Source organism: Actinacidiphila sp. bgisy160, assembly GCF_965342435.1.
Classification (GTDB): Bacteria; Actinomycetota; Actinomycetes; order Streptomycetales; family Streptomycetaceae; genus Actinacidiphila.
Window position 1 is genome coordinate 18,606 of record NZ_CBDRCM010000005.1, and the last position, 26,255, is coordinate 44,860.

28 protein-coding genes and 1 pseudogene are annotated in these 26,255 nt (G+C 72.0%); 12 read left to right on the plus strand and 17 right to left on the minus strand.

Annotated features, from left to right (window positions below; genetic code table 11):
- Positions 1–8: 8 nt before the first annotated feature.
- On the minus strand, positions 9–941 hold the full coding sequence (locus tag ACRWNP_RS06720) for a LysR substrate-binding domain-containing protein (RefSeq protein WP_431960060.1): 933 nt from the start codon (positions 939–941) through the stop codon (positions 9–11).
- A gap of 289 nt (positions 942–1,230) precedes the next feature.
- Here ACRWNP_RS06720 and ACRWNP_RS06725 point away from each other — a divergent pair, with 289 nt between their 5' ends.
- Together ACRWNP_RS06725 and ACRWNP_RS06730 are read left to right on the plus strand one after the other, a co-directional pair.
- Positions 1,231–1,785 (plus strand): peroxiredoxin, encoded by a 555-nt coding sequence (locus ACRWNP_RS06725; RefSeq protein WP_431960061.1) that lies wholly within the window; start codon positions 1,231–1,233, stop codon positions 1,783–1,785.
- Positions 1,786–1,787: 2 nt separating this feature from the next.
- Positions 1,788–2,324 (plus strand): alkyl hydroperoxide reductase, encoded by a 537-nt coding sequence (locus tag ACRWNP_RS06730; protein WP_431960062.1) that lies wholly within the window; start codon positions 1,788–1,790, stop codon positions 2,322–2,324.
- Between the two features lie 192 nt (positions 2,325–2,516).
- On the opposite strand, the gene ACRWNP_RS06735 is transcribed toward ACRWNP_RS06730, so the two are convergent.
- The 4 genes from ACRWNP_RS06735 to ACRWNP_RS06750 all read right to left on the minus strand — a co-directional run bounded on the left by ACRWNP_RS06735 (position 2,517) and on the right by ACRWNP_RS06750 (position 7,548).
- A complete protein-coding gene (locus ACRWNP_RS06735) occupies positions 2,517–3,836 on the minus strand; it encodes an AI-2E family transporter (protein WP_431960063.1) in 1,320 nt (439 codons plus the stop codon).
- Positions 3,837–3,947: 111 nt separating this feature from the next.
- On the minus strand, positions 3,948–4,616 hold the full coding sequence (locus ACRWNP_RS06740) for a transglycosylase SLT domain-containing protein (RefSeq protein ID WP_431960065.1): 669 nt from the start codon (positions 4,614–4,616) through the stop codon (positions 3,948–3,950).
- Positions 4,617–5,016: 400 nt separating this feature from the next.
- Complete coding sequence (locus tag ACRWNP_RS06745) at positions 5,017–6,336, minus strand: PhoH family protein (RefSeq protein WP_431960066.1); 1,320 nt, start codon at positions 6,334–6,336, stop codon at positions 5,017–5,019.
- A 438-nt stretch (positions 6,337–6,774) separates the two neighbouring features.
- Positions 6,775–7,548, minus strand: a complete 774-nt coding sequence (locus ACRWNP_RS06750; protein ID WP_431960067.1) for an isoprenyl transferase — start codon at positions 7,546–7,548, stop codon at positions 6,775–6,777.
- A gap of 110 nt (positions 7,549–7,658) precedes the next feature.
- On the opposite strand from ACRWNP_RS06750, the gene mgrA reads away from it, so the two are divergent.
- A complete protein-coding gene (mgrA, locus tag ACRWNP_RS06755) occupies positions 7,659–8,699 on the plus strand; it encodes an L-glyceraldehyde 3-phosphate reductase (protein WP_431960068.1) in 1,041 nt (346 codons plus the stop codon).
- Positions 8,700–8,717: 18 nt separating this feature from the next.
- Here the strand turns inward: mgrA and ACRWNP_RS06760 are convergent, their stop codons facing one another.
- Positions 8,718–9,431 carry a prepilin peptidase gene (locus ACRWNP_RS06760; RefSeq protein WP_431960069.1) on the minus strand — a complete coding sequence of 238 codons (714 nt, stop codon included), beginning with the start codon at positions 9,429–9,431 and terminating at the stop codon, positions 8,718–8,720.
- A gap of 47 nt (positions 9,432–9,478) precedes the next feature.
- Here ACRWNP_RS06760 and ACRWNP_RS06765 point away from each other — a divergent pair, with 47 nt between their 5' ends.
- From ACRWNP_RS06765 to ACRWNP_RS06780, 4 genes are all read left to right on the plus strand, one after another.
- Positions 9,479–9,853 carry a DUF192 domain-containing protein gene (locus ACRWNP_RS06765; protein WP_431960070.1) on the plus strand — a complete coding sequence of 125 codons (375 nt, stop codon included), beginning with the start codon at positions 9,479–9,481 and terminating at the stop codon, positions 9,851–9,853.
- Positions 9,854–9,955: 102 nt separating this feature from the next.
- Positions 9,956–10,237, plus strand: coding sequence for a hypothetical protein (locus ACRWNP_RS06770; protein WP_431960071.1), 282 nt, complete (start codon positions 9,956–9,958; stop codon positions 10,235–10,237).
- A gap of 366 nt (positions 10,238–10,603) precedes the next feature.
- Positions 10,604–10,930, plus strand: a complete 327-nt coding sequence (locus tag ACRWNP_RS06775) for an ArsR/SmtB family transcription factor (protein WP_431960072.1) — start codon at positions 10,604–10,606, stop codon at positions 10,928–10,930.
- Positions 10,927–11,358 (plus strand): SRPBCC family protein, encoded by a 432-nt coding sequence (locus tag ACRWNP_RS06780; RefSeq protein ID WP_431960073.1) that lies wholly within the window; start codon positions 10,927–10,929, stop codon positions 11,356–11,358. The genes ACRWNP_RS06775 and ACRWNP_RS06780 overlap by 4 nt, the downstream gene beginning before the upstream one ends.
- Here the strand turns inward: ACRWNP_RS06780 and ACRWNP_RS06785 are convergent.
- From ACRWNP_RS06785 to ACRWNP_RS06835, 11 genes are all read right to left on the minus strand, one after another.
- Entirely contained in the window at positions 11,339–11,950 is a 612-nt protein-coding gene (locus tag ACRWNP_RS06785) for an OmpA family protein (RefSeq protein WP_431960074.1), read from the minus strand. The two genes, ACRWNP_RS06780 and ACRWNP_RS06785, sit on opposite strands and share 20 nt — an antisense overlap.
- An 81-nt stretch (positions 11,951–12,031) precedes the next feature.
- The gene (locus ACRWNP_RS06790) at positions 12,032–12,607 is read right to left on the minus strand and encodes a hypothetical protein (protein ID WP_431960075.1); all 576 of its coding nucleotides are present in this window, start codon (positions 12,605–12,607) and stop codon (positions 12,032–12,034) included.
- A 14-nt stretch (positions 12,608–12,621) separates the two neighbouring features.
- Positions 12,622–13,209: a pilus assembly protein TadG-related protein gene (locus ACRWNP_RS06795; protein ID WP_431960244.1), complete on the minus strand. Its 588-nt coding sequence runs from the start codon at positions 13,207–13,209 to the stop codon at positions 12,622–12,624.
- Positions 13,206–13,397: a hypothetical protein gene (locus ACRWNP_RS06800; protein WP_431960245.1), complete on the minus strand. Its 192-nt coding sequence runs from the start codon at positions 13,395–13,397 to the stop codon at positions 13,206–13,208. The genes ACRWNP_RS06795 and ACRWNP_RS06800 overlap by 4 nt, the downstream gene beginning before the upstream one ends.
- Positions 13,398–13,691: 294 nt before the next feature.
- A complete protein-coding gene (locus ACRWNP_RS06805; protein ID WP_431960246.1) occupies positions 13,692–14,576 on the minus strand; it encodes a DUF5936 domain-containing protein in 885 nt (294 codons plus the stop codon).
- Between the two features lie 18 nt (positions 14,577–14,594).
- On the minus strand, positions 14,595–15,533 hold the full coding sequence (locus tag ACRWNP_RS06810; RefSeq protein ID WP_431960076.1) for a type II secretion system F family protein: 939 nt from the start codon (positions 15,531–15,533) through the stop codon (positions 14,595–14,597).
- Positions 15,530–16,867: a CpaF family protein gene (locus tag ACRWNP_RS06815; RefSeq protein WP_431960077.1), complete on the minus strand. Its 1,338-nt coding sequence runs from the start codon at positions 16,865–16,867 to the stop codon at positions 15,530–15,532. The genes ACRWNP_RS06810 and ACRWNP_RS06815 overlap by 4 nt, the downstream gene beginning before the upstream one ends.
- Complete coding sequence (locus tag ACRWNP_RS06820; protein WP_431960078.1) at positions 16,864–17,253, minus strand: TadE/TadG family type IV pilus assembly protein; 390 nt, start codon at positions 17,251–17,253, stop codon at positions 16,864–16,866. The genes ACRWNP_RS06815 and ACRWNP_RS06820 overlap by 4 nt, the downstream gene beginning before the upstream one ends.
- Positions 17,250–18,815, minus strand: coding sequence for an AAA family ATPase (locus ACRWNP_RS06825; protein ID WP_431960079.1), 1,566 nt, complete (start codon positions 18,813–18,815; stop codon positions 17,250–17,252). The genes ACRWNP_RS06820 and ACRWNP_RS06825 overlap by 4 nt, the downstream gene beginning before the upstream one ends.
- Complete coding sequence (gene cpaB, locus ACRWNP_RS06830; protein ID WP_431960080.1) at positions 18,812–19,525, minus strand: Flp pilus assembly protein CpaB; 714 nt, start codon at positions 19,523–19,525, stop codon at positions 18,812–18,814. The genes ACRWNP_RS06825 and cpaB overlap by 4 nt, the downstream gene beginning before the upstream one ends.
- A 12-nt stretch (positions 19,526–19,537) precedes the next feature.
- Positions 19,538–20,431 (minus strand): hypothetical protein, encoded by an 894-nt coding sequence (locus tag ACRWNP_RS06835; RefSeq protein WP_431960081.1) that lies wholly within the window; start codon positions 20,429–20,431, stop codon positions 19,538–19,540.
- A 231-nt stretch (positions 20,432–20,662) separates the two neighbouring features.
- Here ACRWNP_RS06835 and ACRWNP_RS06840 point away from each other — a divergent pair, with 231 nt between their 5' ends.
- The 5 genes and pseudogenes from ACRWNP_RS06840 to ACRWNP_RS06860 all read left to right on the plus strand — a co-directional run bounded on the left by ACRWNP_RS06840 (position 20,663) and on the right by ACRWNP_RS06860 (position 26,216).
- Positions 20,663–22,153 (plus strand): chitinase, encoded by a 1,491-nt coding sequence (locus ACRWNP_RS06840; RefSeq protein WP_431960082.1) that lies wholly within the window; start codon positions 20,663–20,665, stop codon positions 22,151–22,153.
- A gap of 290 nt (positions 22,154–22,443) precedes the next feature.
- Positions 22,444–23,694 (plus strand): amino acid deaminase, encoded by a 1,251-nt coding sequence (locus tag ACRWNP_RS06845; RefSeq protein ID WP_431960084.1) that lies wholly within the window; start codon positions 22,444–22,446, stop codon positions 23,692–23,694.
- Positions 23,695–23,821: 127 nt separating this feature from the next.
- Positions 23,822–24,509: pseudogene (locus ACRWNP_RS06850) on the plus strand (amidohydrolase family protein); the annotation flags it as partial.
- A gap of 128 nt (positions 24,510–24,637) precedes the next feature.
- Positions 24,638–25,516 carry a DUF4158 domain-containing protein gene (locus ACRWNP_RS06855; protein WP_431960085.1) on the plus strand — a complete coding sequence of 293 codons (879 nt, stop codon included), beginning with the start codon at positions 24,638–24,640 and terminating at the stop codon, positions 25,514–25,516.
- Between the two features lie 259 nt (positions 25,517–25,775).
- Positions 25,776–26,216: a universal stress protein gene (locus tag ACRWNP_RS06860; RefSeq protein ID WP_431960087.1), complete on the plus strand. Its 441-nt coding sequence runs from the start codon at positions 25,776–25,778 to the stop codon at positions 26,214–26,216.
- The last annotated feature ends 39 nt before the right edge of the window (positions 26,217–26,255 follow it).

Below are 26,255 nucleotides of genomic sequence, written 5' to 3' on the forward strand. Positions count from 1 at the left end.
AGCGGCCGTCAGCGGGGGAACCGTACCGGCAGCGGTTTCAGGGCACCGCGCAGCGCGGAGGCGAAGGTCTCGAACTCCTCCGCGCGCGCGGTGCCCGCGCGCATCGCCAGTGCGATCCGCCGCGAGGGCGCCGGGTGGGCGAAGAACCCCGTGGCGAGGTCCGCGCTGCGTCCGGTCTCCACCGGGACCGCCGTCCGCGGCAGCAGCGTCACCCCGAGCCCGCCGGCCACCAGCTGCACCAGCGTGGACAGTCCCGCCGCGGTCGTGGTGGCGGTCGCCCCCTCGGTGCGGCCCGCCTCCCGGCAGACGTCCAGCGCCTGGTCGCGCAGGCAGTGCCCCTCCTCCAGCAGCAGCAGGTCCAGCTGCCGCAAGGCCTCGCGGGGAATGTCCATGCGTCCGGCCAGCCAGTGGTCGCGCGGGGTGACCAGGACGAAGTCCTCGTCGAAGAGCGGCAGTTCGGCGACGGAGGCGACACCCAGGGGGACGGCGAGCAGCAGCAGGTCCAGCCGGCCCGCCGCGAGGCCGTCCAGCAGCGAGGACGTCTGCTCCTCGTGCACCTGGAGGTCGAGTTCCGGGTATGTGTCGTGGACCAGCCGCAGCACGGTCGGCAGCAGATAGGGCGCGACCGTCGGGATCACCCCGAGCCGCAGCACCCCGGTGAAGGGCGCGCGCGCCGCCTCCGCCTCCTCGAGCAGGTCGCCGACCGCCCCCAGCACCGCCCGGGCCCGGACCGCGACGCGCTCGCCCGCCGGGGTCAGCAGCACCTTGCGGGTCGTGCGCTCCACGAGCACCACCCCGAGCGCCTCCTCCAGCGCGGCGACCGCCCCGGACAGCGCGGGCTGGCTCGTGCCGATCGCCGCGGCCGCGTCCCTGAAGTGCAGGTGCTCGGCGACGGCCGCGAAGGCCCGCAACTGGGACAGACTGGGCAGGCGCTGGCTCACGCGCTGACTACTGATAACCGCCTCCGATCAACGATCTCCAGTCTAGTTGCGGGCGCGATCAATGACGTCGGCCCCGAGGGCGGCTCGCCCGCCTCTGTGGTGCCGGTCACTCTGCGCAGCGGGTCGCCCGACCTCATTCGACGACAACTCGACGATAAGTGGTTCCGATCAATGCGACCCGCTGGGGCGATTTCACTGATCAATGGGCTCATGGCAGGGTGATCGGGACCCATTGAGGGACCGCTGCGGCCACCCCGCGCCCGGGTCCCGACCCTGACTAGGAGTGCGCGTGCTCACCGTCGGTGACAAGTTCCCCACGTTCGAACTGACCGCCTGTGTGGACCTCGACCCCGAGAAGGCCTTCACCCAGATCGACCACAAGTCGTACGAGGGCAAGTGGAAGGTGTACTTCGCGTGGCCGAAGGACTTCACCTTCGTCTGCCCGACGGAGATCGCGGCGTTCGGCAAGCTGAACGACGAGTTCGCCGACCGTGACGCGCAGATCCTCGGCTTCTCCGTCGACTCCGAGTTCGTGCACCACGCCTGGCGCAAGGACCACGACGACCTGCGTGACCTGCCCTTCCCGATGCTGTCGGACATCAAGCGCGAGCTGTGCACCGACCTCGGCATCCTCGGCGAGGACGGCGTCGCCCAGCGCGCCACCTTCATCGTCGACCCGAACAACGAGATCCAGTTCGTCATGGTGACCGCCGGCTCCGTCGGCCGTAACCCCAAGGAGGTCCTGCGGGTCCTCGACGCGCTGCAGACGGACGAGCTGTGCCCCTGCAACTGGAAGAAGGGCGACGAGACCCTCGACGTCGTCAAGCTCCTGGCCGGTGAGTGACCGTGGCGCTCGATGAGCTGAAGTCCGCGCTGCCGGACTACGCCAAGGACCTCAAGCTCAACCTGGGCTCCGTGACCGGCAACTCCGAGCTCCCCCGGCAGCAGCTGTGGGGGACGGTGCTGGCGACCGCCATCGCCTCGCGCTCGGCCGTCGTGCTGCGCGCGCTGGAGCCCGAGGCCCGGGAGAACCTCTCGCCGGAGGCGTACCAGGCCGCCAAGGCCGCCGCCGCCATCATGGCGATGAACAACGTCTACTACCGGACCCGGCACCTGCTGTCGGACCCGGAGTACGGCAACCTGCGGGCCGGCCTGCGGATGAACGTCATCGGCAACCCGGGCGTCGAGAAGACCGACTTCGAGCTCTGGTCGCTGGCGGTCTCGGCGATCAACGGCTGCGGTACCTGCCTCGACTCGCACGAGCAGGTGCTGCGCAAGGCGGGCGTCGAGCGCGAGACGGTCCAGGAGGCCTTCAAGATCGCCGCCGTCGTGCAGGCGGTCGCGGCGACCCTGGACGCCGAGGCGGTCCTCGCCGGCGCCTGACGTGTGCTCATCCGGGCCCGGCCACCCTTGCGGGGGCCGGGCCCTTCGGCTGTCCCGCGGCCGCCCGCCCCGGGCCGCCCGGTGCGCGGTGACCCGACGACAGCCCGAGGGCGTGACGCCCGCCCGCCGGACGCGCCGCGGCCGCCCTCCGGGGAGGGCGGCCGCGGGTTCGGGCGTTCGGACCGGCCGGTGTCAGGCCGTCTCCTCCGGCGTGGCGTCCACGAGCCCCGGCGCACCGACCGGCGCCACCTCGGCGGCCGTCGCGCCGTGCGGCGGGGGCTCGTCGGCCATCGCCGACTCCCGCGCGTGGGCGCGCAGGTAGCCGACGACGGTGTTGGTCACCGCGACCAGCGGCACGGCCACCACCGCCCCGCCGATGCCGGCGATGAGCGAACCCGCCGCCACCGACAGGATCACCCCGAGCGGATGCACCCGCACCGCCCGGCCCAGGATGAACGGCTGCAGGATGTGGCCCTCGATCTGCTGCACCAGCAGGACGACCACCAGCACCATCAGCGCCGTGAACGGACCCTCCGTCACCAGCGCCACCACCATCGCGATGGCGCCCGACGCGACCGCGCCGACCAGCGGCACGAACGCGGCGAGGAAGATGATGACGGCCAGCGGCACCGCCATCGGCACACCGAGGAAGAAGATGCCGATGCCGATGAAGATCGCGTCGATCAGGGCCACTATCACCGTGCCGCGCACATAGAGGGTGAGCGTGCGCCAGGCCCGCGGCCCGGCGCCGCCGAGACCGTCACGGGCGGCCACGGGGAAGAGCTTGAGGCACCAGTTCCAGATGTTCCGGCCGTCGTAGAGCAGGAACAGCGTGCTGAACATCGCCAGCAGGATGCCGGTGAGCATCTCCACGACGACGGTGACGCCCTGCAGCCCGGCGTCGGTCAGCGCCTTGGAGTTGGTGCCGATCGCGTCCTGGAGGTTCTTGGCGATCTGGTTGATCTGGTCCTCGGTCACGTGGAACGGGCTGTTGAGCAGCCAGCGCTTCAGTTCGGCGATGCCGTCCTGGAGGCTGTTGGAGAGGTTGTCGACGTTCTCCATGACCTGCCAGACCACGAACCAGCCGACCAGGCCCATCATCACGAAGCCGCCGATGAAGACGATGGCCGTGGCGAAACCGCGCGGCACCCCCATCCGCTTCAGCCGGCCCACAAAGGGCTGCAGCAGCGCGGTGATCAGGAGCGCGGCGACGAAGGCGAGGACGACCAGCTGTATGGTGCCGATCACCCGCATCAGCACCCAGACGGTGCCGGCCAGGACCAGCAGCCGCCAGCCGAGTTCGGCCGCCACCCGCATGCTCCACGGCACCTGGGCGACCGGGTCACCGGGGCCGGAGGCGCGCGGCACGTGCCGGCGCGCGGCCTGCTCCTCCTGCCGGCGGGCCTCCTCGCGGGCGGCCACGGCCGCGGCCCGGCGCTGCTCCTCCAGCCTCCCGGCGAGCTTGGCCAGCTCCGCCGCCAGCCCGGAGCCCCATTGGCGCTTCTCCGACATCTCTTCCCCTGTCCCCCGCCCCCCGCCTGTCCGTCCGCACCACCGTACGCGCAACAAGCCCCCGATCCCTCAAGGGGTCGGGGGCTCGTCGGCGTTTCGTGGAGAGGCGGCCTAGTACCAGTGGTTGGCCTGCCAGAACGACCAGGCACCGCAGGGGCTGCCGTACCGGCTGTTCATGTAGTTGAGGCCCCACTTGATCTGGGTGCCGGGGTTGGTGCGCCAGTCGGCGCCCGCGGTGGCCATCTTGGAGCCGGGCAGGGCCTGGACGAGGCCGTAGGCGCCGGAAGAGGCGTTCGTCGCGGTGTAGTTCCAGCCGCTCTCACGGGTCACGATGTTGGAGAAGCACTGGTACTGCGAGGCGTCACCGATGATCCCCTGCGCCATCGCCTGTACTTCGGCCACGGTGTACGAGGCCTTCACGACCAGCGCGGCGCGCTCGGCGGCACGGGAGGCGGCCTCGGCCTTGCGATCCGCCTCGGCCTTCTCCTCCGCCTTCTTGCGGGCAGAGGCGTCCTTGGCGGCCTGCTTGCGGGCTGCCTCCTCCGCGGCCTTCTTGGCGCTGGCGTCGGCGGCGTCGGACTGCGCCTGCACCTGCTGCGTCAGGGAAGCCTGCTGAACCTGCTGTCCAGCGGGTATGTCCGCGAGGACGGTGGTCGCATCGGCGGCGGCGACGGGCTGTACGGCACCCTCGCTGCCGGAGGCGACACCGACGACGGCGCCCACAGTGGTGACCGCAGTGGCCGAAGCCACCGCGAATCCCCGGACCGAGATCCGGCTCACACGGTTTCCTTCCAGCGTCGCCCGCTTGGTGACCTCGCGGACGCGATCGTGCCCCTTCGCACAGGCTTCCTACTGCACCGGTCACAGAAGCACTGGCCCGGTGGGGCTCCCCCCGACGGGGCGGGGAGTCCGCTGATTCAGCTCGGGCGGCCCACGGCGAACGCTGTTCAGTTCTGAGGTTCCGTACGTTTGCGGGTACGGCTGTGCCGAGGGCGGGGGCCTGACAGAACCGACAGCCTGCCGCAGGCAGACGCGTCAACGCAATTCCCAGTTGCGTGTCAAAGCTCACACGCCGCGTGGGCCACGGAAATTTCCGTTACGCATCCGTAGCCTCCGCACCCAGCGCTAGGCTGCTGCGCCCTTGCGGCGCAGCAGCCTAGCGGAGCGTCGAACTCGCCTGTTACGCCCGGCCGTCCTCCAGCATCTCCGTCACGAGCGCGGCGATCGGCGAGCGCTCGGAGCGGGTCAGGGTGATGTGTGCGAACAGCGGGTGGCCCTTGAGCTTCTCGACGACGGCGACCACGCCGTCGTACCGACCCACCCTCAGATTGTCGCGCTGAGCGACGTCATGAGTCAGAACAACTCGGGAATTCTGCCCGATACGGGACAACACGGTCAGCAGGACGTTGCGCTCGAGGGACTGAGCCTCGTCGACGATCACGAAGGCGTCGTGCAGGGAGCGGCCCCGGATGTGCGTGAGGGGCAGGACCTCCAGCATGCCGCGCGCCACGACCTCCTCGATGACCTCCTTCGACGTCACCGCGCCCAGGGTGTCGAAGACCGCCTGGGCCCACGGGCTCATCTTCTCCGCCTCGGTGCCCGGCAGATAGCCGAGCTCCTGACCGCCCACGGCGTACAGCGGCCGGAAGACCATGACCTTCTGGTGCTGCTGACGCTCCAGCACCGCCTCCAGCCCCGCGCACAGCGCCAGCGCCGACTTGCCGGTGCCGGCCCGGCCGCCCATCGACACGATGCCGACGTTTGGGTCGAGCAGCAGGTCCAACGCGATCCGCTGCTCGGCGCTGCGGCCGTGGATGCCGAAGGCCTCCCGGTCGCCGCGCACCAGCCGGACCCGGCCGTCGGCCGTCACGCGGCCGAGCGCCTTGCCGCGCTCGGACTGCAGGACCAGGCCGGTGTGCACCGGCAGTCCGGCCACGTCGGGCAGGTCGACGGTCTCCGACTGGAAGAGCTCGTCCACCTCCTGGGCCGCGACCTGCAGTTCGTGCATCCCCGTCCAGCCGGAGGTGATCGCCAGCTCGGCCCGGTACTCCTCGGCCAGCAGGCCGACGGAGGAGGCCTTGACGCGCAGCGGCAGGTCCTTGGAGACGACGGTGACGTCGTACCCCTCGGCCTGGAGGTTCCGGGCCACGGCCAGGATCCGCGAGTCGTTGTCGCCCAGCCGGAACCCCGCGGGCAGCACGCCCGGGTCCGAGTGGTTCAGTTCGACGCGCAGGGTGCCGCCCAGCTCGCCGGTCGGGATGGGTGCGTCCAGCCGCCCGTACCGGATCCGGTACTCGTCGAGCAGCCGCAACGCCTGGCGGGCGAAGTAGCCGAGCTCGGGGTGGTGGCGCTTGGCTTCCAACTCGGTCACCACCACGACCGGCAGGACCACCTCGTGCTCGTCGAAGCGGAGGAGGGCATGCGGGTCGGCAAGCAGCACGCTGGTGTCGAGTACGTAAGTGCGCCGGTCGTGCTCACGGCGATTCTTGCTGGTCACCACGTGTGGACGAACCCCCTCGGAAGAGGTGCGGGTGCGACGGCGTCGCGCGGGACAGGGCCGGGACCGACCACGAGGGCCGGACCGCGACCCTTCGAGTCGACGCGGTCAATGCCGTCCGAGTCAAGGGTTGACAACGGCACGTCCGTGAGCAAAGGGCCTCCCGGGCGGACGGGCCAGGTGCCGTCCGCTTCTGTCCGACATCCATGGGCCGGATGTCGGTCTGACGGGTCTATTCCCTCGAAAGTGGAGGCCTATGCGACTGCATATGACAGGTGTTGGCCCGGGCTCTACCCTTGCCGCCCGGCAGCCCGATGTTTCCACGCCCGTCGCCGGGACGTTATCCGGCCACCGGCGCTTCGGCCGTTCGCCGCAACCCCGGTGTGGCGCATCTCTCCCCGGCGGGGCCGTTCGGGTGACCCCGGGAACCGGGGCCCGCGCTCAGGCCCCGTACCGCCGGTGCCGCGCCGCGTAGTCACGCAACGCCCGCAGGAAGTCCACCCGACGGAACGCCGGCCAGAACACCTCGCAGAAGTAGTACTCCGAATGCGCGCTCTGCCACAGCATGAAGCCCGACAGGCGCTGCTCGCCGGAGGTGCGGATGACGAGGTCGGGGTCGGGCTGGCCGCGGGTGTAGAGGTGCTCCGCGATGTGGTCGATGTCGAGGATCTCCGCGAGGTCCTCGATGGAGGTGCCGCGGCCGGCGTGCTCGTGAAGGAGGGAGCGGACCGCGTCGGCGATCTCCTGGCGGCCGCCGTAGCCCACGGCCACGTTGACGAGTATGCCCTCGACGTCCTCCGTGGCCTGTTCGGCCTCCTTGAGGACGGACTGGGTGCGCGCGGGCAGCAGGTCCTTCGCGCCGACGTGGTGGACGCGCCAGCGGCCGGTCGCGGCGAGGCCGCTGACCGCGTCCTCGATGATGCCGAGCAGCGGGACGAGTTCCTTCGCCGGGCGGTCCAGGTTGTCCGTGGAGAGCAGCCAGAGCGTGACGACCCCGACGCCGGTCTCCTCGCACCAGCCGAGGACCTCGGTGATCTTGTCCGCCCCGGCCCGGTGGCCCTGCTCCGTCGTCCGTGCCGCGGCCTTGGCCCAGCGACGGTTGCCGTCGAGGATGACGCCGATGTGCTTCGGAGCCTGGGACAGGTCCAGCCGACGCTCCACCCGGTGGGCGTACAGGTCGGTCAACCTGAGACGTACCAGGTCGCGCAGATTCATTGGCGGGCCCCTCCTGCGGTCGTCACCCCCTCGCCACCCTACTGCGCCTGTCCGCGGGCCGCCGAACCGGGTGCGAAGCTGTGGACCACCGTCGTGATAGGACCGCTTCTGTGGATATTCGTTCTCTCTACCGCGCCGCCGACGAGCGCTACGACGCGATGGCGTACCGCCGTACCGGCCGCAGCGGCCTGAAGCTCCCCGAGATCTCCCTCGGGCTCTGGCACAACTTCGGCGACGACCGCACGCTCGACTCCCAGCGCGCCATCCTGCGCCGCGCCTTCGACCTCGGCGTCACCCACTTCGACCTGGCCAACAACTACGGCCCGCCCTACGGTTCCGCCGAGAGCAACTTCGGGACCATCCTCGCCCAGGACTTCCGGCCCTACCGCGACGAACTGGTCATCTCGACCAAGGCGGGGTACGACATGTGGCCCGGCCCGTACGGCGAGTGGGGCAGCCGCAAGTACCTGCTCTCCTCCCTCGACCAGTCCCTGGGCCGCATGGGCCTGGACTACGTCGACATCTTCTACTCGCACCGCTTCGACCCCGACACGCCGCTGGAGGAGACGATGGGCGCCCTCGCGTCCGCCGTCCACCAGGGCAAGGCACTCTACGTCGGCATCTCCTCCTACAGCGCGCAGCGCACCCGCGAGGCCGCCGGGCTGCTGCGCCAGATGGGTGTGCCGGCGCTGATCCACCAGCCCTCCTACTCCATGATCAACCGCTGGGTCGAGGACGACGGGCTGCTGGACGTCCTGGACGAGGAGGGCATGGGCTGCATCCCCTTCGTCCCCCTGGCCCAGGGCCTGCTGACGGACAAGTACCTGAACGGCATTCCCGAGGGCTCCCGGGCCGCCCAGGGCAAGTCCCTCGACCCCACCCTGATCACCGACGAGGTCGTGCGGCGGCTGCGTGGACTCAACGACATCGCCGCCCGGCGCGGCCAGTCGCTGGCGCAGCTCGCGCTGAGCTGGGTGCTGCGCGACAGGCGGGTCACCTCGGCCCTCATCGGGGCGTCGAGCGTCGCCCAGCTGGAGGCCAACGTCGCGGCGGTGGGCGCCGCCCCGCTGACGGCCGAGGAGCTCGCCGAGATCGACGAGTTCGCCCTCGAGTCGGGCGTCAACCTCTGGTCCCGCAGCAGCGACGCGTGACGACGGCGGGCGCCCCGGTCAGGACGGCAGCAGCGGTCCGGCCAGGGCGCCGGCCAGGATGAACGGCCCGAAGGGCAGCGGCGTTCGGCGCTCGGCACGCCGGGCCGCCAGCAGCACCAGGCCGGTGACCGCGCCCAGCGCGAAGGCCGCGAAGGTGCCGGCGACGAGCGTCCCCCAGCCGTACCAGGCGAGGACCATGCCCGCGGTGGGAGCGAGTTTGACGTCGCCGAAGCCCATGCCGTCGGGGTTGACCAGGTGCAGGGCGAGGTAGAACAGCCCCAGCGCGGCCGCCCCCAGCAGCGCCCGGAGCCACGAGCCCTGGTGGCCCGGGAGCAGCGCGGCCGCCCCCAGCAGCGCCGCCGTCCCCGCGGCGGCGGGCAGCGTCAGCACGTCCGGGAGCCGCAGCACCGTCAGGTCGACGCGGGCGAGCAGCACTCCGAGCGGGACGAGCAGCAGCCACACCGTCAGTTCGGGCCGCGGCCCGGTGCCCGCCGCCACCACCGCGCACACCATCGCGGTCACCAGTGCGCAGCGCCACCCGGCGGCAGGGGTCCCGGCGTTGCGCACCGGCCCCCACCAGCCGCGCCAGCCGGCCGGGTAGGGCAGGTCCGCCGGGCACCGGGTTCGCCAGGGCAGCTCCGGCGCGACGGACAGCCGGTACGCCGCACGCGGCAGGGCGAGCCCCACGGCGGTTCCCCATACGACGGCCGCGGCGATCGGATAGACATGCATCGGGCCCGACCGTACACGGGCGCACCACGCGAAGGGACTTGAGCCGCATGGGTGACCGCCGCCGCGACGGGACCGGCCTGCTCCGCCTCGCCGGCGGCGGAGGCAGGGAGGGTGCCGGGATACCGCTGGAGATCGCGGCCTCCTACCGCGCCCGCGCCCGGGGGCTGCTGGGCCGTACGGGGATCACCGGGGCGCTGCTGCTCACCCCCGCCGCGAGCGTGCACACCCTGGGCATGCGCTTCGCCATCGACGTCGCCTACCTCGACCGACGGCTGCGGGTCCTCGCCGTCCGCACCATGCCGCCCCGCCGGCTGGGCCGCCCGCGGCTGCGGGCCCGCCACGTACTGGAGGCGGAGGCGGGCGCGATGGCGGCCTGGGGCCTGGTCCCGGGTACGACGGTGACCCTGGAGACGCGGGCCTGACGACACGCCCTCGCCGCCGAAGGCGGTCGGATCAGCGACGCCGCCGAAGGCGTCGGCGACCCGCACGCCCCCGGAGACAGCACAACGCGCCCGGACGACCGCGTGCGCCGCGTCCATGCCGACGCCGGCCGGCTCGCGGTCCACTGCGCCCTGTGGCGCGCCTTCGCCTCGCCCGGTTTCGGACTGACCGGGGTCCTGCCCGGGGTCGTCCCGCCCGTCCTGGTGTTGTGGGGCCGCCGCGATCCGCTGCTCCCTGTGCTCACCGACGGCCGCCGGGCCCGCCGTGTGCTGCCGCCCGGCGCCGTGTACGCGACCCTGCCCGCGGCTCACGAGGCGCACAACGAGCGACCGGATCTGTTCCTGGCACGCGTGCGGCCCTCCTGACGGAGTAGGGCGCGGGAAAAAAGACGGGCCGGTCCGCAGGGGGGAGAGCGGACCGGCCCGAGGGGGGGGTTCCAAGGTACCGCGCCGGAAGCGCTCTCCAGGTCCAAGGTCATGAGGGAGATGTGAAGGTTCCCTCGAAGATGTCGCGCGGCCGCCGGTCGATTAGTCCGAACAGCCGCGAATGAGGCGACTTGCTCACCCGTGCCACATCCGCACCGCGCACACTTCGTCACGGAACGCACCAGGCCTTCGGCGCGGAATCGAAGGGCCCTGCCGCCGCGCCTCACCCGGGCGGGTGAGGCGTTCGGTCGACCGTGACAAGGCGCCTCGATTGACGCGTCGGAATTTTCCGACGTATTGTGCGGTGTGGCCACCGACGTCTTCAGCGCACTCGCCAACCCCGTAAGGCGCCGGCTCCTCGAATCCCTGCGGGACGGTCCGCGCGCGGTCAACGACCTCGCCGGCCGCTTCGAGCTGAGCCGGCCCGCGGTCTCCGAGCACCTGCAAGTGCTCCGCCAGGCCGGCCTCGTCCGCGAGGAGCCCCGCGGCCGGCAGCGGTTCTACCACCTGGCACCGGAGCCGCTCGCCGAGGTGGGCGAGTGGCTCCACCCCTTCGAGCACTACTGGCGCGCACGGCTCCACTCGCTGCGCGACCTCCTCGACGAACAACCCACCAAGGAAGACCCGACATGACGACCCCCGAACCCGCCGAGATCCACCTCGACCAGTTCCTCCCCCACTCCCCCGCCACCGTCTGGCAGGCCCTCACCGACCCCCATCTGCACGCCCGGTGGTGGGCAGCCGGCGACGTGCGCCCGGTGGTCGGCCACCGCTTCACCCTCGACATGGGGCACTGGGGCCTGCAGCCCTGCGAGGTGCTCGCCGTCGAGCCGGAACGCCTGCTGCGCTACAGCTTCGCCGAGGGCACGCTCGACACGACCGTCACCTGGCGCCTGGAGCCGGAGGGTGCCGGCACCCGCCTCTTCCTCACCCATGAGGGCTTCGACCTCGACTCCCCGCTCGGCAGGACCGCCCTCGAGGGCATGGGCGAGGGCTGGCCCCACGTCGTCGGCGGCCTGGCGAAGCTGCTGGGCGGCGGCGCTACGACGGACGGAACGTGATCTCCACACGGCGGTTCTGCTTGCGGCCCGCCTCGCTGGAGTTGTCGGCGATCGGGTAGTCCTCGCTGTAGCCGCGCACCTGGAACGAATGACCGGAGTTGCCGAGGGAACCGAGCTCCTCCGCGAGGATCTTGTACACGGCGTCGGCCCGCTTCTTGGACAGCACCTTGCCGTGCTCGTACGAGCCGAGGTCGTCCGTGAAGCCGAACACCCGGATCGGCTGCGTGACGCCCTTGGCATCGATGTCGGCCGCGATGGCCTTGATCCGCGCGGTGGCCGCCGCGTTCAGCTTGGCGCTGTCCTTGCCGAACAGGACGTCCGCCTGGAGGGCGTAGGTGACGGAGGAGTTCGACTCCTCGTGCCGCTCCTCGCCGTCGTCGGCCGAGGCGTCCTCGGAGGACGACGCGTCCGTCACGGAGACGATGTCCAGCACCTTCGGCGGCGCCAGCGTCGCCCCCTCGGGCAGCCGCAGGTCCGGGTCGTCCGCGTCCACCTTCGTGGGCGCGGACGGGGTGGGCTGCGCCGTCGGATCGTCGTCCGCCCGCGCGGTCGCGGCGGTCAGCGGCGTGAGCACGAGCGCGAGGCCGAGCACGGCCGCGACGCCGGGGCGGGGATGCGGACGGGAATGGAGACGGGGATGCGGACGGGGATGCGGACGGGGACGGGGCACGGCTCACCCCTCCGAGATCGTGATCTTGGCCGGGGGCATCGTCGGCAGCTGGAACTCCACCTCGGTGGTGCCTTCCGGCGGCGCCGGGAACTGGGCGAAGAACGGCCTCGTCTCCTCGGGCCGGATGCCGATCAGCTTGGTCGTGCAGAGGCAGATGCCGTCGGTGTCGCGGAGCACGTAGTAGCGCTTCTTGCCGACCGCGTCGACCAATACGGCGCCGGCCACGGACGCTCCGGACTTGGCGACCGCGAGTTCCTGACCGATCCAGTTCGTGGCGTTGAACGAATCCGCCCCGTTGTTCGTGATCGCTCCCTTCACCGTCACAAAGCCTCCCGAGTCCCGGGACGCCTCATTAACCGTGACCGTGATGCCCTTCTCACCCTTCATCTGGGCCAAGACCTGGGTCGACTCGCCCGGAGACGCGGGGGTGGACTTTTCCGAACCGCTCGACGCACTCGTCTTGACGGACGGCGAGGCTGTGGCCTTTCCTTCGTCACCTCCGCCACCGCAGCCCACCAGGACGGCGGCGAGGGCCACGGTGACGGCGATTGCGGCCGGTCCCTGCTTCTGGATACGCATCGGTCCCCCGTTCCTCACTCGCTGAGATGGACGGAGTAGAACTCCGCCAGGTTCAGATCGAAATCGTCGGCCGTCGGGTCCACGGTCACTTCGTCCCCGTCGCAGATGAACGTGATCTCGTCGCCGTCCTTGTCGTCGACAACGCACCGGCTTTCGACGACTGCTGTTGCGGTGGCCCGCGCGTTCATCGACTCGGTGCCCGGCACGACCGACTTGCCGACCGTGCCGGAGGTGTGGAGGGCGACCGCGACGCCACCCGGGCCGCCGATATCGCACTCGTCGACGACCGCTCTGTTCTGACCGGCATAGGTCGCCGCCGCGCTGCACGCGTTGCCGGGTGTCATCCCGTTCAACGCCAGCAGATCCTGTAGTTGGTCCAGGTCCCCCGCCTCCAGGGCATCGAGGAAAGGCTCCCGAACGCTGTCCCTGACCTCCCGCGCTGCCGCCAGGGCCGACGCGTCGGCCGCCGTCTGCGCGATGTTACGTACGGAGGCTGCCTGACCAACGGCGAAGTAGGCAAAGGCGAGGAAGAACAACGCAGCGACGGCCACGATGTAGATGCCGAGCGTCTGACCGCCGTCGCCGCGACCGCGACTGCTCAGCCGGCGTCGATGATGTCCTGGATCTTGTCGAGTATGCCGTTGAGGACCGTGGTGCCGATGTCCGTCGTCCCGGCCAGCACGCCGATGATGACCGCGATCACCACCGCGATGCCCAGGTACTCGAACGACGTCTGCCCCGCCTCGTCGCGGACGCGCATGCGCGTGCGCAGCGCGGTCAGTCGCTTCACAACCCACCTGCTCATCTTCCGTGCCCCAAACCGTAGTCACGTGACGTACGCCGGCCGCGCCCCTTGCGTCGGCCGGGGTCTGGCTATCGCCGCGGGCGGGTGGGGTGCCGGTGAGGTCCACGGCGTACCGCCTCCCATCGGGTCAACCCACTGCGATCCGTGCCTGATTGCAGGTGCAAATATGGTTGCGACTGCAAATGTACTCCGCAACCGTGGGCTCCGCACCCAATATGGCGGCTCCCGTCACTACCCACCACCCGCACCGGACATGCGTTCATGGCCTCGTCACCCCCATCACCCCAGCAGGTCGCCGAAGTTGATGCGCGACCCGAGGATCGTGCCGGTCATCAGCAGGATCATCGTGGCGGGGACGAGGAGCGTGGTGATCACGCCGGTCGCGCGCGGCACGGTGCGGGCCGCGCGGCGGCGGGCGTTCTGGGCCTCGGTGCGCCGCATGTCCGTGGCGATCTGGAGCAGCGTGCGGGCGATGGGCGCGCCCAGTTCCTCGCCCTGCTGCAGGGCCGTGACGAACTGCCCCACCTGCTCGCTGCCGTTGCGCCTGCGCAGTTGGTCGAAGGCGTCACGGCGGCTGACGCCGACGTCCATCTGGCGCAGGGCGATCCGGATCTCGTCGCTCCAGGGGCCTTTGTAGACGGAGGCGACGCGTTCGAGGGCCTGGCGGAACCCGAGGCCGGCGCTCACCACCACCGCGAGGACGTCGAGGAAGTCCGGGAGCGTGCGCTCGATCTCGTCGCGGCGCCTGCGGATGGCGAGCCGGATGCCGAGGTCCGTCCAGCCCAGGCCGTAGGCGACCATCAGGAGGGCGGCGAACCAGTGGCCGGCCTGGAGGAGCACCAGGGCCGCGAGGGCGCCGAGGGCGCCGTAGACGGCGCGGCGGGCGGCGTAGCGGTCGACGGTGAGGCCGTAGGGGTGGCCCGCGTGGTCGATGCGGGTGCGGATCCGGTTGACCCGGGCCGGGCCCATGAGGCGCAGCACCAGGGGCGCCCAGCGCATCCCGAGGCGGTCGACGGCGTTGCCGACCCTGGTGGTGCGGGTCTGCCCGACCTCCAGGGCCAGTTGGAGGTCGCTGGGCAGCTTGACCTCGGAGCGGTAGATACCGATGCCGTAGCAGACACCCACCACTCCGAGGGCGGCGACGGCGGCCAGCGCGACGGTGATCAAAGGTCCCCCACCCCCTCACACGTCGATCCGCGACATGCGGCGGATGAGCGCGAAGCCGACGACGTACAGGCCCAGCGCCACGAGCACGGCGATCCGTCCGGCCCCGGAGCCGGTCATCGCGCCCAGCGAGCCCGGCATGATCCGGTCCAGCAGCAGCAGCGAGCCGACGCCGATGACGGGGACGGCGTACGCGGTGACCGTGACCTGGGACATCTGGGTGCGGATCTCGCGCCGGGTCTCCTTGCGCTCCTCCAGGGTCACCGTCAGGTTCCGCAGCGACTCCACCACCGAGCCGCCGGCCCGGGACGACAGGACGAGCGTGGAGACCAGGACCACCAGTTCCCGGCTGGGCAGCCGCTCCCGCAGTTCGGCCAGGGCGTCCTCGATGGAGTGCCCGAGCGTCATGGCGTCGGCGACCTTCCGCAGTTCCTCGCCGGCCGGGGCCTCCAGTTCCTCCGCCGCCATGCCGACGGCGGTGCGCAGGGCGAGTCCGGCCTGGGTGGCGTTGGCCAGGACGCGGGCAAGTTCGGGCAGCTGGGCGATGAAGCGCTCGGTGCGCACCCGTCGCCGCCAGCCGAGGAAGGAGCTGACCGCCCAGGCCGCCAGGAGCGCGGCGATCGGTCCGAAGAAGGGGGCCAGCACGACGTCGGCGACCAGCCAGGCGCCGCCGACCACCCCGATGGCGGCGGCGGTGAACTGCCCCGGAGTCAGGTCGGTGCCGGTGGCGGCGAGCCGGGTGCCCAGCCGGCGGCCCCAGGCCGTGCGCCGGACCCGCCGGTCCAGGCCGGCGAAGGGCACGGCGCGCCGTTCCGCGGCCGGGACGTCGGCCAGCCGGTCGACGAGCGCGGCACGGTCGGCGCGCCCGCCGCTCCAGGCATGCAGGCCCCAGACGCCCAGCACCAGCGCGAGGCCGGTCACGCCGAGCACGGCCAGGGCCAAGGTTGGCGTGTTCACTTTGCCTCCCTGCTCGACAGCTCCAGCTCGGTCTCGCCGATCCCGAAGGCCGCCGGCACCGACTCCCCCACCAGGTGGAAGCGTTCGGCCAGTTCACGCGGTACGGGCTGGTGGTGGAACCAGCCCCGCACGATCCGGTCGGGCCCCATGGGCTCGGCGCGGAAGCGCGTCGCGGTGGTCAGCCGGAAGGTGTCGCGGCCGCGTGAGGACAGCACGGCGATCTCGGCGATCCTGCGGGTGCCGTCGACGTCGCGGCGCAGCTGGACGATGACGTCGACGGCGCTGTTGATCTGGTCGCGCAGCGCCTCGAAGGGGATCTTCACCTCCGACATTGAGGCCAGCGTCTGCAGCCTGAGCACCGCGTCCTCGGCGGAGTTGGCGTGCACGGTGGCCAGGGAGCCGTCGTGGCCGGTCGACATGGCCTGCAGCATGTCGAGGGTCTCGCCGCCGCGGACCTCACCGACGATGATCCGGTCGGGGCGCATGCGCAGCGAGTTCCGCACGAGGTCGCGGATGGTGATCCGGCCCTGTCCCTCGACGTTGGGGGGCCGGCTCTCCAGACGTACGACGTGCTCCTGCTGGAGCTGGAGTTCGGCGGCGTCCTCGACGGTGATGATGCGCTCGCCGTCCGGGATGAGCCCGGACAGGGCGTTGAGCAGCGTGGTCTTGCCCGAGCCGGTGCCACCGCTGACGATGATGTTGAACCTGGCCCGCACGAGCGCGGAGAGCAGCATCAGCATGTGCTCGTCGAGGGTGCCGAGGCCGATCAGCTCGTGCAGGGCGTACGCGCGGGGGAAGCGGCGGATGGTGAGGACGGGGCCGGTCAGCGACAGCGGCGGGATGATGACGTTGACGCGCTCGCCGGAGGGCAGGCGGGCGTCCACCATCGGATTCGACTCGTCCACCCGGCGGTTGACGGTGGAGACGATCCGCTCGATGGTCTGCAGCAGCTGCTCGGGGCTGCTGAAGCGGGCGGCGACGGGCTCCACCCGGCCGGCGCGCTCGATGTAGATCCGGTCCGGGCCGTTGACCATGATCTCGGTGATGGAGGCGTCCTCCAGCAGCGGTTCGAGGATGCCCAGGCCCAGGGCCTCGTCCACGACCCGGCGGATGATGCCGGTGCGCTCCTGGGTGGAGAGCACCGGGCCCTCGCGGCTGATGATGTGGCCGAGGACGCGTTCCAGACGCACCCGGCGCTCGGCTGCGGCGAGCGCCGACATCTCGGCGAGGTCGATCTCCTGGAGGAGCTTGGCCCGGTAGACGGCGACGAGGTGGCCCTCCTGCGTCTGCGGGGCGTTGTCCTCGTTCGCGGCGATGCGGTCGCGCAGGCTCATTCGTCGGCCCCTTCGTCGTCCTCCCTGGGCATCGTGGCGGTCCGGGTGACGGAGCCGGGGCGCAGGCCCGGGAGCACCGACGGGATCTCCACGGTCGCCGTCGCCCGCACCGAGTCCCCCGTGTCGCCGGTGGTGCTCACCCGCGTACCGTCCCGCAGCCAGGAACTCACCGCCTCCGTGCCCGCGGCGGAGCCGGTGACCGGAGGGTCGTGCAGCGCCGCCATGCGCGCGGCGGCACGGGCGGCCGTGCCGGCCTGGGCGGCGGTGTAGGCGGCGAGGCCCAACTGCACGCCGGCGAGGGCGACCAGTAGCAGGATCGGCAGCATCCCCAGGAACTCCAGGGAGGCGCTGCCCCGGTCGCGTGACCGCCGGGTCCGGGCCGTCACGGCGTGCCCGCCTCTTCGTCGACGGCCGAGGCGTGGCCGTGGACGGTCAACGGGAAGTCGATCGCGCCGGGGAAGAGGACGGGGACCTTGAGCCCGACGTCCACCGTGACCATCCCGTCGGATCCGGTGGTGCCGAAGCCGTCGATCGTCCACGCGCCCGGCAGGTCGCCGGCCGCCGCCGCCCGGGCGTCCTCCCCGACCGCCGCCGCGCGGGCGGCCCGGTCGGCGGCGTGACCGGCGAGGGTGAAGGTGTAGCCGGTGAGCACCGCCTGCCAGACCAGGACGAGCACCAGCAGGATCAGCGGTGTCATGCCCAGTGTCTCCAGGGTGACCTGGCCCTGTTCACCGCGGCCGCGGCGGCCCTTGCGGGGTGTCACGGCGTGCCCCGGCCCGGTGAGGCCGATCTCCGCGGCGAGCGTCCACACGCCCTGCTTGACGCTGGAGCGGTTGTCCAGGTCCTGGAGCCGTCCGGCGTCCACCACCGCCTGCAGTTCGCGGAAGGCGGCGGGGACCACGGCGGAGGCGATCCGGGTGCCGGTGATGCGGGCGATCAGCGAGGGCTGGATCTCGCTGCCGCGGGTGTGCCGGTTGACGGCGACGACGACGTCCTGGGGCTTGCGGATCTGCAGCCGGTCCCACATGCGCACCATGCGCTTGGCGGCGCGCACGGCGACCACGTCGGGCGTGGTGACCAGCAGCGCGGTGTCGGCGGTCTCCACGGCGGCCGCGTTGGCGCCGGTCATCTGGGTGCCGCAGTCGACGACCACGACCTCGTACCGCTGCCGCAGGGCGTGCAGCACATGGCGGGCGGCGCGGTCGGTGACCTCCTCGCCGCGTTCGCCCTCGCCGGGCGCGAGCAGCAGCGCGGGCCCGGACTCGTGGAGGTACATGGCGTCCTGCAGCACGCGGGTGGTCACGTCGGCGATGTCCGCGAGGTCGGCGACGGAGCGGCGGAACTGGACGTCGAGGTAGGAGGCGACATCACCGCCCTGGAGGTCGAGGTCGACCAGGGCGGTGGACCTGCCGGCGGCCCGCGCGGCGAGGGCGAGCTGGACGGCGACGACGGTGGTGCCGACCCCGCCCTTCGCTCCGGCGACGGCGACCAGCCGGCCCCCTGGCACGGCGGGCAGCGCGGGCTGCTGGGGGCTGAGGTGGCGCCGTACACCGACCGCCCAGGCGGCCGCCGCCTCGACGCGGGCGCCGAGTTCGTCGTACGACAGCGGAACCCCGGCGACGCCGCGCGCGCCCGCGTCCATGGCGCCGGACAGGACGGCGGGGCTCGGGTCGGCGGTGAGCAGGATGACGCCGACCGCGGGGAAGCGCAGCGCGATCTCGCGGATGACCTCGAGCGCGGGCACCGGTGTGATGCGGTCGTGGACGACGACGACCTCGGGCAGTTCGTCGACCCCGGTCTCGGCGGCACGCGCGAGGACGTCCAGCAGGGTGGTGGAGTCCGGCAGCGCGGGCCCGGGTTCGGCTCCCGGCAGCTGGTGGAGGACCCCGGTCAGGGCGCGGGCGGTGTCGGGGTCGGGGGTGCCCGACACGATGCGGACGCCGGTCACGAGGCGGCTCCGTCACGGCCGAGGGTGTAGGTGCGGTCGCGTTCGGAGGGGGCGGTCGCGTCCCCCGGGGCGACGAGCGCGAGGCGTACGTGCCGGGCGAAGGACTCGGCGAAGGCGACCCGCTGGGCGTCGGCGGCGCCGAGGGCGAAGGTGATGGGGACTCCCTGGCTGCTGACGCGGCGGTTGTCGCTCCCGGTGTCGAAGGCCTTGATCTCGCCGACGTCGATGACCCGGGCGCCCGCGACGATGATCTTCGAGACCTCGGGGTCGGTGTCCCTGCGCGGTGCGAAGGTGGCGAAGATGTTGACCCGCGCCCCCGGGGTGATCTTCCCGGCGACGCCGGTCTCCGCGTCGATCATGATCGCGATCTCCATCTGCCCGGCCCGCAGCGCGGGCCGCTCGGCGACCATGTCCGTCTGCAGCAGGGAGCCGCGGTGCAGCGGGACGGCGGCTATCTTGCCGTCCAGCCTGCCGAGGTCACGGACGGCGGTGGCGGGCAGCCAGCGCTCGGGTATCCGGACCTCCTGCAGTTGGGAGCGGCCTACGGCCTCGTACGCCGGCACGTCCGAGGCCAGCCGGTACGCGGTCACCTTCGGCCCGACCTGGGAACGGGCGTCCCCGATGACGGTGACGACCCCGGCGAAGGCGGCGAGCGCGCACAGCGCGGAGACCACGAGGAGGACGACGCCGCGACGCTGACGTGAGTTCATAGAGGTGGGGCCCTATCGCTCAAGTGCCGAGTGCTGGTGGGGGGAGACCTGCGGGGCGGGGGACGCCCTGGGCGCCGGCGACGGCGCGCGGGGTCCGGAGTGCACGACCTGGCGTGGCCGCTCGGGGGGCCGGATGCGCTGCTGCCCGTCCACCGGGGCCGAGCAGAACAGGCAGCGGTCGCCGATGACCGCCAGGCCGCACCAGCCGCAGGTGTCCCGGCGGACCGAGGTGACCAGTTGGTAGAGCACGCCGACGTCGGCGATGTAGGCGGTGAACTCCACGAGCCTGCCGGTGCCCCACCAGCGCGCGGAGTCCGCCGGCAGCGGCACCTCCCGCACTGCCTGGCTCCGCCAGGCGCGGGCCAGCGGCCCGGTGACCCAGCCGGGGTCGACGCCGTGGCCGTGCGCGACGGCCAGCTGGGTGAGGAACGCCGGCCCGGCCGGCACGGCGTCGGGCCGGGCCTCGGACAGGTGCGGTTCGGGGTGGGCGAGGACGGCGAAGTGCCGTCCGGGCACGAGGGACTTCAGGTGGGCGCCGACGGGCACGTCCACCCGGTCGAGCCGGGAGACCGAGCCGAGCAGGGCACCGGAGTGGAGGTAGTACGACAGCAGCCGGGCGGCACCGGCGAGCACACCGGGCCCGAGGTCGGTGGCGGCGAGCTGACGCAGCTGCTCGGCCAGGAGGAGGGCGGCCAGCGGCGGCAGGCCGACCGGGACGATCGCCACCCGGTCCGCCTCCAGGGCCGCGCGCACGGTGTGGACGCGGCGGCGCAACGGGTCGGTGGTCTCCGGCGGGACGAGCACGACGAGGTGGCCGTGCGCCTCCAGGGCGGCGGCGGTGCGCATCACGTGCTGCTCCAGCGGGAGCGCGAGATCGTCCGCCGTGACCGCTATGACGCTCGACACCCGCGACCTCCCGGAACTCCCGCCCAGTCCCTGCCCGGAGAGCTTATCCCTGCGTAGCCGGAGCAGCGCGGAAAGTCGCCGAACAGTTGATGAAGTCGGTGGTACCCGCCGGGCGCCGGACTACGCACGCCGACAGAGGTCTTGACCAGAGGATTGGTCTGGACCAAACTGCGTCCACGCAAGAGTGGCCCTTCGCGTACCCGCCCAACTCCTCGCCCCCAGGAGGCAGTAGTGGAACACGCACGCGCACGGCGCACCGCCCTCAGAGCCGCGGCGGTTGTCGGCGCCGCCGCCCTGTCGGTGGCGGGACTCGTCGCCACGTCCGGCAGCGCCGGCGCCGCGGACCCCGACCTCGTGACCAACGGCGGCTTCGAGAGCGGCCTGACCGGCTGGACGTGCACCGCCTCCAGCGGCACCGCCGTGAGCAGCCCCGTGCACGGCGGCGGCAAGGCCCTGCAGGCCACCCCGTCCTCCTCGGACAACGCCCGTTGTTCGCAGACGATCAGCGTCCGGCCCAACTCCACGTACCAGCTGAGCGCCTTCGTCCAGGGCAGTTACGTCTACCTCGGCGCGACCGGCGCCGGGATGACCGAGGCCTCCACCTGGATCCCGTCCGCGTCCTCCTACCAGCGGCTGTCCACCGGCTTCACCACCGGCGCCACGACCACCTCGGTCACGGTCTACGTGCACGGCTGGTACGCCCAGCCCGCGTTCCTCGCCGACGACGTGAGCCTGCTGGGCGCGGCCGGCACCGGAACGCCCACCCCGACCCCGACCCCGACCCCCACGCCGACTCCCACGCCCACGCCCACCCCGACCCCCACACCCACGGGTGGCGGCTCGCTGCCCAAGCACGTGCTGACCGGCTACTGGCAGAACTTCGACAACGGAGCGACCGTCCAGACCCTCGCGCAGGTCCCGGCCCAGTACGACATCATCGCCGTCAGCTTCGCCGACGCCACGACCACGCCCGGCGCGGTCTCCTTCACGCTCGACCCGGCCCTCGACTACTCCGTGAGCCAGTTCAAGGCCGACATCGCGGCGAAGAAGGCGGCGGGCAAGAGGGTCGTCGTCTCGGTCGGCGGGCAGAACGGCACGATCAGCGTCAGCGACTCCACCTCGGCGAACAACTTCGCGGGCAGCGTCTTCTCGCTGATGCAGACGTACGGCTTCGACGGCGTCGACATCGACCTGGAGAACGGGATCAACGCGACCTACATGACGCAGGCGCTGCGCTCCCTGTCGGCCAAGGCCGGCTCCGGGCTGGTCATCACGATGGCCCCGCAGACCATCGACATGCAGTCGACGTCCTTCGGATACTTCCAGACCGCGCTGAACATCAAGGACATCCTGACCGTCGTCAACACCCAGTACTACAACAGCGGCACCATGAACGGATGCGACGGCAAGGTGTACGCGCAGGGCACGGTCGACTTCATCACCGCGCTGGCCTGCATCCAGTTGCAGAGCGGTCTCGCCCCCTCCCAGGTCGGCATCGGCCTGCCGGCCTCCAGCCGGGCGGCGGGCAGCGGCTACGTGTCGCCGACCGTCGTCAACAACGCCCTGGACTGCCTCACCAAGGGCACCAACTGCGGTTCCTTCAAGCCCCCGACCACCTGGCCCGGGCTGCGCGGCGCGATGACCTGGTCCACCAACTGGGACGCGACGAACGGCAACGCCTTCTCGGGCACCGTCGGCCCGCACGTGCACGGGCTGCCGTAGCCGGCGGAACCGTCACCGACGCACCGCGCCCCCGGGAGAGGTCCCGTCCCCCGGGGGCGCGGTGTCACGTCGGACCGCCGGGCCCACCGCGCGAGGCACTGCCCGGGCTGCGGAGGGGACGAAGTCGACCACGGATTCGCCCACGCACACGACGTCCACGGCCACGGCCACGGTCACTTCCGCCCCTCTCCGCGCACCTTTGACCCGGTGTCCGCCGGGATGTTAGACAGCGGGGAACACGGCACGCAACGGTCGTCGCACATACTGCAACGACGCTGGACGGAGGCGGGATGGACCAGGTCACGGGCATCGACGCGCTGCAGCGGGAGCGCGTGGACCACCGCTTCAAGGGACTCCCGCCGGACGCCGACGGCCTGACCTTGGGCGAACTCGCCGCCGAGCGCCGCTCCGTCTTCGACGGCGGCTTCACGACCCCGCTGCTCACGCTCTCCGAGCCCGCCCTGGAGCACAACCTCGACCAGCTCGCCGGCTGGGCCGGCGAGCACGGCCTCGCCTTCGCACCGCACGGCAAGACCTCCATGGCCCCGCAGCTCTTCGCCCGCCAGCTCGGCCACGGCGCGTGGGGCATCACCGCCGCGACCCCGCACCAGGTGCGGGTCTACCGGGCGTTCGGCGTGCGGCGCGTCTTCCTCGCCAACGAGCTGGTCGACGCGGCGGCACTGCGCTGGGTCTCCCGCGAGCTGGCCGGCGACCCGGAGTTCCGCTTCCTCTGCTACGTGGACTCCGTACGCGGGGTGGAGCTGATGGACGCGGCCCTCACGGAGGTCGTGGACGTCGTCGTCGAACTCGGCGCGGAGGCGGGCCGCGCCGGCGTGCGCGGCCCCGCGGAGGCGGCGCGCGTCGCCGACGCGGTCGCCACGGCGCGGCACCTGCGGCTGGTCGGCGTCGCGGGCTACGAGGCGGCGGCACCGGACCCACGCGGGTGGCTCGGCGAACTGGTGGCGCTCGCACGGGACTTCGACGCGGCCGGGCGGTTCGCCGGAGCCGGGGAGATCGTGGTGAGCGCGGGCGGCAGCGAGTGGTTCGACGCGGTGGCGGACGCCTTCGGCACGCTCGGGGACCTGTCCCTGCCGGTACTGCGGCTCCTGCGGTCCGGGGCGTACGTCACCCACGACGACGTCCATTACCGCGATCTGACACCGTTCCACGACCGCATCCCCGCGGAGGGAGCGCTCGAACCGGCCTTCCGCCTCTGGACGCAGGTGCTCTCCCGGCCCGAGCCGGGCCTCGCCCTCCTCAACGCGGGCAAGCGCGACGCGCCGTACGACCTCGGCCTCCCGGTGCCGCAGGTCGTGCGCCGCCCCGACGGTTCCGCCGTCCCGGCGGCCGGGCTCACGGTCACGAAGCTCGCCGACCAGCACGCGTTCGTGGACGTCGCCCCCGGGGCGCGGGGCCTGGCGGTCGGCGACTGGGTGGGGCTGGGGGTGTCGCATCCGTGCACGGCGTTCGACAAGTGGCAGCTCATTCCCGTGGTCGGGGAGGGTGGGGTCGTCAAGGACTTCGTCCGCACGTTCTTCTGATGACGGCCGGTTGTCGTGTGCGGGTCGTCCGCGCCCGCGGCGGGTGTGCCGGACGTCGACGCCTCGGCACTGCTGCCGGGTGCGGACGGCGCGCTCGCGGTTCACCCTCATGTCATCCGGTGCCGGCGTCGGCGAGTACCTGGACCGCCTGGACCGGGGCATCGCCGTGAACGCCGCGTACCTGGTCCCGCAGGGCACTGTGCGGATGCTGGCCGTCGGGTGGGAGGACCGCCCGGCGACCTCGGCGGAGCTGGACCGGATGAGGGAACTGGTCGCCGAGGGGCTGGCGCAGGGCGCCGTGGGGATGTCGTCCGGGCTGACGTACACCCCGGGGATGTACACCTCGGGCGCCGAACTGACCGAGCTGTGCCGGGTCGTGGCCGCCCACGGCGGCTACTACTGCCCGCACCACCGCAGTTATGGCTCCGGTGCGCTCGACGCCTACGCGGAGATGATCGCGGTGACCCGGGAGGCGGGCTGCGCCCTGCACCTGGCGCACGCCACGATGAACTTCGGTGTGAACGCGGGCCGCGCGCCGGAGCTGCTCGCGCTGCTGGACGAGGCGCTCGCCGCGGGGGCGGACATCACCCTCGACACGTATCCCTACCTGCCGGGATGCACGACGCTCGCGGCGGCCGGGCTGGGCGACGGAGGGCGGCCCGGAGGCGACCCTGGCCCGGCTGCGGGACGACGCACAGGCGGAGCGCATCCGGCACGCGATGGAGGTGGAGGGGTCGGACGGCTGCCACGGCGTGCCCGTGGAGTGGCCGACGCTCGAGATCTCCGGGGTGCGCGAGCCCGCGCTGGCCGGTCATGGCCCTGTTCTCGTATAGCTACGGCGAACGGACATGTAGCGCTGCGTGATTGCCCTGGTCCTCGTTTCCGCTGGCTGGCCACCTCGTTGAGCTGAACGAGTGATCTCGGTCGGGGTGGAGGGGCGCGGGTGCGGCAGGACTGGAAGCCGGAGGACCTGATCGAGGTCTGGACGCTGCTCGAAGACGACATGAAGCGGGTGCGGAACAAGTCCGGGGCGACCCGGCTCGGGTTCGCGTTGTTGCTGAAGTTCTTCGAGGTGGAGGCCCGGTTCCCGGAGTCGGCCAAGGAGGTGCCGGCCGCCGCGGTGGAGTACGTAGCCCAGCAGGTGAAGGTCCCGGCGGGGGCTTGGGCGGAGCACGACTGGCAGAGCAAGGCGATCCAGCGGCATCGGGGGAAGATCCGGGCGGCGTACGGGTTCCGGGCGAACACCGAGGCCGACCAGCACGTGATCGTGGTCGGCGGCGGCAACTCCGGCGCCCAGATCGCCGCCGACCTCGCCCTGGACGGCCACGTCGAGGTGACGTGGGTGACGCAGCGCCCACCGCGGTTCCTGGCCGACGACATCGACGGCCGCGCCCTCTTCGACGTCGCCACCGCCCGCCGCCGCGCCCTCAAAGAAGACCGCAGCGACACCGGCGGTGTGGCCTCGCTCGGCGACATCGTCGCTGTGCCGCCCGTCCGTGCCGCCCGCGATGCCGGACTCCTGCACGCGCAGCCGATGTTCGCCCAGCTCACCGCCGAAGGCGTCCGGTGGGCCGACGGCAGCCAGCACGGCGCCGACGCGGTGATCTGGTGCACCGGCTTCCGCCCGGCCCTGGCCCACCTCGCCCCGCTGAACCTGCGCGGCCCACGTGGACATATCCCCACCGACGGCACGCGCGCCCTCTGCGAACCACGGCTGCACCTGCTCGGCTACGGCGACTGGACCGGTCCGGCCTCCGCCACCCTCATCGGCGTCGGCCGCCCGACCCGTGACGCCGCCCGCGCTGTCGCACAGCTCCTGTGACGGTCAGGTCACACACAGAGTGACCCACCGCGGCGCTCTCCGCTCGAATACGCGACACATAGACATGCGAGCCCACCAGTCCCACGGCCGCTTGATGCCATCACTGACAAGTTGCGTGCGCCGACTGCCGGGTTTCGAATATTGATGGTGCGACCGCACCGGCGTCGCCCGCGAAGCCCATGGCCACAAGCGGCGAGCCTGGGCTGTGCTTGCTTCTCGCTGTCTGGTACACCGCCCGACCTCTTCCTCGGAGGACGCCATGACCACGCTCCCCAGCAGTGGAAAGGCCCCCATTGTCGTCGGTACTGACGGCTCCGCATCCGCTGACCGGGCACTGCGCTGGGCGGCGCAGGAAGCCCGTGTCCACGAAGCTCCTCTGGAGGTCATCCACGCGTGGGAGGGCATCGTGGGCCAGGTGGTTTCGCCCGACGCGGAGCTCGAACGCCGGGCCAGGGCGGTCGTCGAGGCAGCCGTGGCCCGCCTGCCCGCCGAGGAACGCCCCGCCGGCATGGGCAGCAAGGCGGTCAAGGGACATGCCGCGGCCGTCCTGATCGAGGCATCCGCGGGGGCGGCCATGGTCGTCGTGAGTTCTCACGGCCACGGCGGCTTCGCCGGCACGCTGCTCGGCTCCGTCAGCCAGCGCGTCGCCACCCACGCCCACTGCCCGGTCGTCATCGTCCGCACCTCTCCCACTGACTGACTCGGACCGCTGCTCGGGGAGGCCGTCAGGACGCGTGGG